Annotated in this window: 10 protein-coding genes and 1 pseudogene; 9 read left to right on the top strand and 2 right to left on the bottom strand. The window is 58.1% G+C overall.

What is annotated here, in order from left to right; translation table 11 throughout:
* Nucleotides 1-328, bottom strand: a pseudogene (locus ACRC1E_RS01540) (hypothetical protein); the annotation flags it as partial.
* Nucleotides 329-488: 160 nt separating this feature from the next.
* Between ACRC1E_RS01540 and ACRC1E_RS01535 the strand changes: the two are divergent.
* The 8 genes from ACRC1E_RS01535 to ACRC1E_RS01500 all read left to right on the top strand — a co-directional run bounded on the left by ACRC1E_RS01535 (nucleotide 489) and on the right by ACRC1E_RS01500 (nucleotide 6,617).
* Nucleotides 489-1,250, top strand: a complete 762-nt coding sequence (locus ACRC1E_RS01535; RefSeq protein WP_438513347.1) for an SDR family oxidoreductase — start codon at nucleotides 489-491, stop codon at nucleotides 1,248-1,250.
* A gap of 111 nt (nucleotides 1,251-1,361) precedes the next feature.
* The gene (locus ACRC1E_RS01530) at nucleotides 1,362-2,411 is read left to right on the top strand and encodes a Rieske 2Fe-2S domain-containing protein (protein WP_438513346.1); all 1,050 of its coding nucleotides are present in this window, start codon (nucleotides 1,362-1,364) and stop codon (nucleotides 2,409-2,411) included.
* Nucleotides 2,412-2,588: 177 nt separating this feature from the next.
* Nucleotides 2,589-3,023 carry a transcriptional repressor gene (locus ACRC1E_RS01525; RefSeq protein WP_438513345.1) on the top strand — a complete coding sequence of 145 codons (435 nt, stop codon included), beginning with the start codon at nucleotides 2,589-2,591 and terminating at the stop codon, nucleotides 3,021-3,023.
* Nucleotides 3,011-3,943 (top strand): CobW family GTP-binding protein, encoded by a 933-nt coding sequence (locus ACRC1E_RS01520; RefSeq protein ID WP_438513344.1) that lies wholly within the window; start codon nucleotides 3,011-3,013, stop codon nucleotides 3,941-3,943. Before ACRC1E_RS01525 ends, ACRC1E_RS01520 begins: the two co-directional genes overlap by 13 nt.
* Nucleotides 3,943-4,086 carry a hypothetical protein gene (locus tag ACRC1E_RS01515; RefSeq protein ID WP_438513343.1) on the top strand — a complete coding sequence of 48 codons (144 nt, stop codon included), beginning with the start codon at nucleotides 3,943-3,945 and terminating at the stop codon, nucleotides 4,084-4,086. Before ACRC1E_RS01520 ends, ACRC1E_RS01515 begins: the two co-directional genes overlap by 1 nt.
* The gene (locus ACRC1E_RS01510; RefSeq protein WP_438513342.1) at nucleotides 4,083-4,826 is read left to right on the top strand and encodes a metal ABC transporter ATP-binding protein; all 744 of its coding nucleotides are present in this window, start codon (nucleotides 4,083-4,085) and stop codon (nucleotides 4,824-4,826) included. Before ACRC1E_RS01515 ends, ACRC1E_RS01510 begins: the two co-directional genes overlap by 4 nt.
* Nucleotides 4,823-5,704 carry a metal ABC transporter permease gene (locus ACRC1E_RS01505; RefSeq protein WP_438513341.1) on the top strand — a complete coding sequence of 294 codons (882 nt, stop codon included), beginning with the start codon at nucleotides 4,823-4,825 and terminating at the stop codon, nucleotides 5,702-5,704. Before ACRC1E_RS01510 ends, ACRC1E_RS01505 begins: the two co-directional genes overlap by 4 nt.
* 37 nt (nucleotides 5,705-5,741) lie before the next feature.
* Nucleotides 5,742-6,617 carry a metal ABC transporter substrate-binding protein gene (locus tag ACRC1E_RS01500; protein WP_438513340.1) on the top strand — a complete coding sequence of 292 codons (876 nt, stop codon included), beginning with the start codon at nucleotides 5,742-5,744 and terminating at the stop codon, nucleotides 6,615-6,617.
* Here the strand turns inward: ACRC1E_RS01500 and ACRC1E_RS01495 are convergent.
* A complete protein-coding gene (locus ACRC1E_RS01495) occupies nucleotides 6,610-7,278 on the bottom strand; it encodes a sulfite exporter TauE/SafE family protein (protein ID WP_438513339.1) in 669 nt (222 codons plus the stop codon). The two genes, ACRC1E_RS01500 and ACRC1E_RS01495, sit on opposite strands and share 8 nt — an antisense overlap.
* 236 nt (nucleotides 7,279-7,514) lie before the next feature.
* Here ACRC1E_RS01495 and ACRC1E_RS01490 point away from each other — a divergent pair.
* Nucleotides 7,515-7,854 (top strand): enoyl-CoA hydratase-related protein (locus tag ACRC1E_RS01490; RefSeq protein ID WP_438513338.1); only part of this gene is annotated, 340 nt, incomplete at its 3' end.

The raw sequence follows: 7,854 nt of genomic DNA, 5'->3' as shown, positions 1-7,854 counted from the left end.
TGCCTGCATGTTGCAACTGCACGGCTATCTTGCCGCCATGCTGGTGGACGCGGCGCGCGATCTCGGCCATACCGGGGATGAAACAATCGTCGGACAAGCCGACCTGATAAGGCTCGGCGGTGCCGGCAGGGTAAGCGACCGACACCACCCCCATGATCAACAGGCCGGCGCCGCCCTTGGCGCGTGCCGCATAATAAGACTGGATGCGCTCGCTGCAATGGCCATCCGCATCGGCAAAATTGGAGCCCATGGGGGCCATCACGATACGGTTTTTCAGTTGCATCCCGCCGATGCGGGCAGGCGAGAGTAGGGCTGCATAAACATTCATGGTGAATTCCTGGCTAAACCGGCGTGCACCGACTGGGTCTGCGACAATATTTCAGGGCAATGTCGCCCTCGTGCCGAGATGGGGCATCGTCCATATGGAGGGTGCTAAGGGGGGGCACGCATCACACAATCGCGGCATCACCGACAAGGTAGGAAACAGCATGAAGACCATCGTAATTACCGGTAGCGGCTCCGGCATTGGTGCGGCTACCGCGCAGCACTTCAGGGATGCAGGTGAGCGCGTGATCGGCATTGACCTCAAAGACGCCGACATCGCGGCGGATCTGTCCTCGGCCGCCGGGCGCGACAAGGCGATCAGTGAAGTGCTGCAAAGAAGCAATGGCTGTGTCGACAGCCTGATCTGCTGTGCCGGTCTGGGGGGCAATCATCCGGGGGAACTGGTAGCTTCGGTCAATTATTTTGGCGTGACCGCACTGCTGGACGGCTTGTTCGAGGCGCTGCGAGCCAGCGGCGGCAATGCGGTGGTGGTGGCTTCGGTTGCGGCCACACAAGGCAACTGGGAAGACCATCCGCTGCGGGATGCTTTTCTGGATGGCGACGAGGCCAAGGTACGGGCCATGGCCAGCGATGCCGGCCATGGGGTAATCGCCTATGCCGCTTCCAAGCATGCCATCGTCTGCCATGTCCGGCGCAAGGCCAAAGAGTGGGGTGAGGCGGGGGTGCGCCTGAATGCGGTGGCGCCCGGCGCGGTCGAGACGCCGTTATTGCAGCAAAGCATGGATGACCCGCTGATCGGCAAGGCGACGCGCGACTTTTTGCCGCCCATGGGCCGGCGTGCACAGTCCGTAGAAATCGCCGGGGTGATTGCGTTTCTGGCATCCGATGCGGCCTCTTATGTCCATGGCAGCCTGCTGGTAGCCGATGGCGGCATTGATGCCATGTCGCGGCCGACAAGATTTTGAGTCAGCGCTGTTTCTAGTCCGTTCGCGGGAGGCAGACACCAGAGCCCGCCTGCAATATCCCTACCTTTAGCAGGTCTTTACTGAACCGAATCCCGTGATGGAGGATGTAGCATGACCGATATGGCCATTTCCCTGGAGCTGCCTGTGTTTCGCAGCGAACTGCCAACCCGTTTTGCCCGCGGCTGGCACTGCATCGGCATTGCTGCAGATTATCGTGACGGGCAAGCGCACACGCTTAATATGTTTGGCTCCCGCCTGGCTGCATTTGCCGACAGTCAGGGCCATATCCATGTACTGGATGCCTATTGTCCGCATATGGGGGCCGACCTGTCGCGCGGCACCGTCGAGGGTGATTTGCTGGTGTGTCCCTTTCATCACTGGCGTTTCGGTGCCGATGGCAAGTGCAAGGAAGTGCCGTACTGCAAGCGCGTACCGCACAAGGCCAAGACCGGAAAGTGGCTGACCTGCGAGGAAAACGGTCTGCTGTTTGTCTGGCACAATGCCGAAGGCAAGGCTCCGGCCGCTGGTGTGGTGATCCCGCACTTGCCCGAACTTGACAGCGGCGAGTGGTCCAGCGACTGGATGCTGGACACGTTGATTATCGATACCAATCCGCGCGAACTGGTCGACAATCTGGCCGATGCGCAACACTTCGGCCCGGTGCATGGCTCGCCAACCAAGTATTTTGCCAATGTGTTCGAAGGCCATATTGCGCACCAGATCTTCCACGGCGACTCGGTGCGTCTGGGGGGCGATCTGGTTGCCGAGTCGGCGTATTACGGCCCGGCGGTCCACCTGACGCGCATGCGTGCCGATTTTGATGGCCGTGTGGTCGAGTCCATTTTGCTCAATGCCAATACGCCGATTACGCAGACCAGTTTCGAACTGCGTTTCGGCGTGCTGGTGAGAAAGCAGCCGGACTGGACGGAAGAGCAGAATGCCGAACTGGCGCGCAACTATGTCGCGCAGAACCGTAGTTCCTTTTATCAGGATGTGGATATCTGGAAAAACAAGATTCGCGTCAATAATCCGGTGCTGGCCGAAGGTGATGGCCCGGTTTACCAGTTGCGTGCATGGTACGAGCAGTTCTTCATGGATGAAGATCAAGTGCCGGCCAAACTTGCCGAGCGCGTCGAGATTGTGACCTGGGATCAGCGCTAATCAGGGCTGATCCCGTAATCATGCCGTTCACGCCAGTGCGTGAGCGGCATTTTTCGTATGTACTACAGCGGTAAGTTTTCCAGTCTAGTCGGGTGCCTTAAGAAGGCGTGACCGCCGCCTTGTCACAATTATTGTTATACAGTAACATCCGCGTCTTCTTTGAATCCGGATGCCCGCATGGACGCACAACACTATTTGCAGGCTGCTGAGCACATGTGTGCAAAAAATGGCGGCAAGCTGACTGCGCTCAGGCGTCAGGTACTGGCCTTGGTGCTGGGCTATCCGGGTGTGGTTAAAGCCTATCAGGTGCTGGCCGATTTGCAGCGTGAACGCGGCGCGGCAGCCCCGCCGACGGTTTACCGAGCACTCGACTATCTTGCGCAGTACGGCATGCTGCATCGTGTCGATGCACTGAACGGCTATATCGTCTGCCACCATTTCGAGTGCAGCCATCAGGCGCTGATTCTGGCTTGCGAGCAATGCGGCGCGGTCGAAGAACTCGATGCTGAAACCACGTTTCAGTCCCTATCTCAAATAACGGCCAGTGCCGGCTTTATGCCCCGGGCACAAAGTCTGGTCTTGACCGGTAGTTGCAAGCATTGCCACCTATGAAAAAAACCACCGTTAACCTGCTCAGCGGTTTTCTCGGCGTCGGGAAAACCACCACCTTGCGCCACCTGATCGCCCATAAGCCGGCACATGAACGCTGGGCCATTATCGTCAACGAGTTTGGCGAGATCGGCATCGATGGTGCGGTCTTGTCGGATGGCGAGGTGCCGGTTGCTGAAATTGCGGGCGGCTGTTTGTGCTGTGTCGCCGGCCCGCAAATGACCGTCACGGTCGCGACCTTGCTGCGGCGCGAACGCCCGGACCGGCTGATTATCGAAGCCAGCGGGCTGGCGCATGCGGCCGGTGTGATCGATGAATTACGGGCCAAGCCTTTGGGCGATGCGCTGGAAGTCGGCGCGGTACTGACGCTGGTGGACCCGCGCCAGTTTGTCGATCCGTCCTATGCCATGCAGCCTCTTTATCGCGACCAGATCGCCATCGCCGATGTACTGATCGCGACCAAACTGGATCTGGCCGATATCGAGACCTTGAATGCATTTCGCGACAAGGCGGCGGGGCTATTTCCACCCAAGGCGCTGGTCGCTGAAGTCGCGCAAGGCGCGGCGGATCCGGCCTGGCTGGACTTGGTACCGGGCATCAAGCCGCGCTATCGACCGGCCTTGCCGCAAGAGGCGGCTAGCCGCTGGCAGTCGCAAGGCTGGACCTTTGACGCCGAGCGCGAATTTGACGGCGAAAGGCTGACGCATTTCTTCGATGCGCTGCCGGTGCTGGTGCCGGGTCTGGTGCGCGCCAAGGGTGTGTTTCGCGTATTGGGTAGCTGGGTATGGCTGAACTGGAGCGAGGGCCACTGGGGGGCCGCTCAGGTTGCGTGGCGTCGCGATAGCCGCTTTGAAGTGATTGCCGGCGAAATCGATGCGCTCGCGCTGGAGCAGGCGCTTAATGCCTGCCTGGGAGCACCATAATGCCGCCGCATTCACATGAAAAACCGGCCCGTATGCCTATTAGCCTGATGTCCATGTCGGCGCTGGATCGTTTGCTGGGGGTTGCCATATTGCTGGCGCTGCTATGGTCGCTTGTTGCCTGGGCCTTGGGAGGGCAGATATGAAAATCGCGCTGAATAATCTCACGGTCTCCTATCAGCGCCACCCTGCGGTGCATCACGCATCCGGCGAATTTGCCATTGGCGAGGCGACGGCTATTTTCGGCCCCAATGGCGCGGGCAAAAGCACCTTGCTTAAAACCATGATGGGCGCACTCAAGCCGGATGCAGGTTCGGTGCAGCTATCCGGGCTGGCAGTATGTGATATGGCGTATTTGCCGCAACAGTCAGAAATAGACCGCTCCTTACCGGTGTCGGTGACCGATCTGGTTGCCACCGGCCTGTGGCATGAATCCGGTGCCTTCGGGCGCATGCGGCGTAGCGGCTTGATCCGGGTCGAGGAGGCTTTGCATCAGGTAGGTTTGCATGGTTTTGCCGCCCGTCCTGTCAGTGCCTTGTCCAGCGGGCAGTTTCAGCGCGTATTGTTTGCACGCATTCTGGTGCAGGATGCGCGCCTGATCTTGCTGGACGAACCCTTCAATGCCGTTGATGCCAAAACGACGTTTGACCTGCTGGAGCTGGTGCGTCGCTGGAAAGAGGAGGGCAGGACCGTGATTGCCGTGCTGCACGACTATGAACAGGTGCGTGCCTATTTTCCTTATACCTTGTTGATGGGGCGTGAAATCATCGCCTGGGGCAAGACGGATGCGGTACTGAACGATGCCAATTTGCGCCGTGCGGTCGAACGCACCGCCAGCTGGCACGACAGTGCGCCGGTGTGCCGCACCGATGGGGAGGCAGCATGATCTGGCATAGCATCTATGAATTTGCCTTCGCCCCCTTTGTCGACTTCAGCTTTATGCGCCGTGCGCTGGTCGGCTGCATTGCGCTGGCCATGGGCTCGGCCCCGATAGGCTTATTGCTGGTCATGCGGCGCATGAGCTTGATGGGCGACGCCATGAGCCATGCGGTGTTACCGGGTGCCGCTATCGGCTTTATGCTGGCCGGGCTCTCCTTGCCTGCCATGAGTCTGGGCGGTTTTATTGCCGGTGTGCTGGTCGCCGTGCTGGCGGGTCTGGCGACGCGCTATACCTCGGTCAAGGAAGATGCAAGTTTTGCCGCATTTTATCTGCTATCGCTGGCCGCCGGCGTACTGCTGGTTTCGGTCAGCGGCAGCAATGTGGACCTGATGCATATCCTGTTCGGTTCGGTGCTGGCGGTAGACAATATGGCCTTGCTGCTGGTTGCCGGTGTGGCTTCGGTTACGCTGATTGTGCTGGCCATTATCTGGCGTCCGCTGTTGCTGGAGTGTCTGGATCCCGTCTTTTTGTTCGCAGTACGTGGTGGCGGACAGTGGTGGCACCAGCTGTTTTTATTACTGGTGGTCCTGAATCTGGTTGCCGGATTTCAGGCGCTGGGTACCCTGATGGCGGTAGGCTTGATGATGCTGCCGGCGATTACGGCCCGTTTGTGGGCACAAAGCGTCGGCGGCATGCTGATTTGTGCCATGACGGTCTCCATGCTCTCGGGCTGGGGAGGCTTATTGCTGTCTTACCACGTCGAGCTGCCATCCGGTCCATCCATTATCCTGCTGGCCGGTATGTTCTATATTGTTTCGCTGCTATTCGCACCGCAAGGTGGTGCATTGCCCCGTTATATCCGCGCCCGCCATTTTGAAGAATAAAAGCAGCGGCCGCTAGCTGTCTGAAGAGAGTAAAAACATGAAAAAAATAGCTTTAAGCGTATTACTGATGGCCTTGCCTTTAGCTGCATGGGCAAAACTGCCGGTGGTTGCCAGTTTCAGCATTATTGCCGATATGACCAAAGAAATCGGCGGCGAACGGATTGATGTGATCACGCTGGTCGGGCCGAATCAGGACGCGCACGTATTCCAGCCCAAACCGGCAGACGTCAAGCGTATAGGCGAGGCCAAGGTTTTTGTCGTAAATGGTCTGGGCTATGAGGGCTGGATGGGGCGTTTGACCCGTGCCGCCAATTTCAAGGGGCAACTTATTACCGCGGCAGACGGCGTGTCTCCTCTGGCTTTGCATGCCGGTGCACACGGCCACGGTGGTAGCGATCCGCATGCCTGGCATGACCCCAAGCGGGTACAGAGCTATATCCGCAACATCGAAGCTGGACTTAGCAAGGCCGACCCCGCCGGCCAAAAAATCTATCAGCAACGTGCTGCCGTCTATGCGGCCAAAGTCAAGTCTATGGATGACTGGGCACAGGCGCAGTTCGTCGCCATCCCTCCGGCTCAGCGCAAGGTATTAAGCTCGCACGATGCTTTTGCCTATCTGGGTGCGCGCTATCAAATCCATTTCCTGGCGCCACAAGGGGTGAGTACCGATTCCGAGGCCTCGGCCAAATCGGTGGCACGCTTGGTGCGGCAAGTCAGGCAGGATAAGGTGCGTGCGGTATTCGTCGAAAACATGGCCAGCCAGCGCCTGATGGAGCAGCTATCGAATGAGGCCGGTGTCAAGATCGGCGGCAAGCTGTATTCTGACGCGCTATCGCCTGCTGGCGGGCCGGCAGGCAGCTATATCGCGCTGTTCCGGCATAATGTTTCCGCCATCCGCGCCGCGCTCAAGTAAGCGCCAAATGTAGCAAGGGGATCAAACCGGTCAGCGCCACCAGAAAACCCGCAAATAGCCTGACCGGTTTTTTCTGCAGCCAGTTTTTAAGCTGGCTTGCAAAGACACCCATCAGCAGCAAATTGGGCAGCGTCCCGAATGCAAAGGCCAGCATCAGCATGGCTCCGTTGCTAGCCGATGCACTGGCCAGTGCCGACAGGCTGGCGCTGTAGACCAGCCCGCAGGGCAGCCAGCCCCAAACAGCACCGACAGCGATCGCCTGTGGCAGTGTGGTGACCGGCAGCATGCGCCGGCTCAGGGGTTGCAGCCGGCGCCATAAGGGACGCCCCAAGACCTCGACGCGGGTCAACAGGCTGGACAAGCCGGCTAGATAAAGTCCCAGCAGGATCAGAATCAGGTTGGCAGCAATATAAAGTAGCCATTGCAGTAACGCCAGACGCCCGCCCGACAGCGCAAAACCGCTGATGCCCCCCGCCAGTGCACCTATCAATGCATAGCTGGCGATGCGGCCAACGTTATAACCTAACAATAACAGCTGGTTAGGCTTGTGCGTGCCATGTGGTACGGTTAAGGCTGTCACGATGCCGCCACACATGCCAAGGCAATGTCCGCCGCCTAACAGGCCGGCAACAAACAGTGAGAACAGACTGGTTTCAAGCATGATGTCCTGAAAAAATTCTAATTTTAACAGGCTCTACTTAGATTTACGGCGGATGCTTGTCTATAAATCATGGGTTATCTACCTGTGTCATGCCCATGTCGAGTTTTGCATGCCAATGAATAATTTTTAATACGCAGTAGTTTTTAATGTCATTACTAGGTCTTTTAAGGCATCCCGCTGTGGTGGTTGAGGCAATCCCAGCCATACTTTACGAGTCAAAAGATCAGGGAATAAAAATGAAATACATCGTGGTAGAAAAACTGGGGCAATCCGCCATTGTCACCATCGATAATACGCCAGCCAATGTGCTCAGCCAGATAGTGCTGGCTGAGCTGGAGGCGACGGTAACAAGCCTGTCCGAAGATGAAAATATCCGTGCACTGGTTGTCACGGGGGCGGGCGAGCGCTTCTTTTGTGCCGGCGCCGACCTGAATATGTTTACCTCGGGAGACAAGGCTCAAGCCTCGCAAGTGGTTGATGCATTTGATCGCGCGTTTGCCGCGATCCGTCATTTTCAGGGAGTGACTGTTGCCGCCATCAATGGTTATGCGCTGGGTGGCGGGCTTGAACTGGCCT

The sequence above is a fragment of the Craterilacuibacter sp. genome (genome assembly GCF_051659485.1).
Lineage (GTDB): Bacteria > Pseudomonadota > Gammaproteobacteria > Burkholderiales > Chromobacteriaceae > Craterilacuibacter.
The sequence above is the reverse complement of the archived record's forward strand: the minus strand, read 5'-3'. Positions and strand labels throughout refer to the sequence as shown.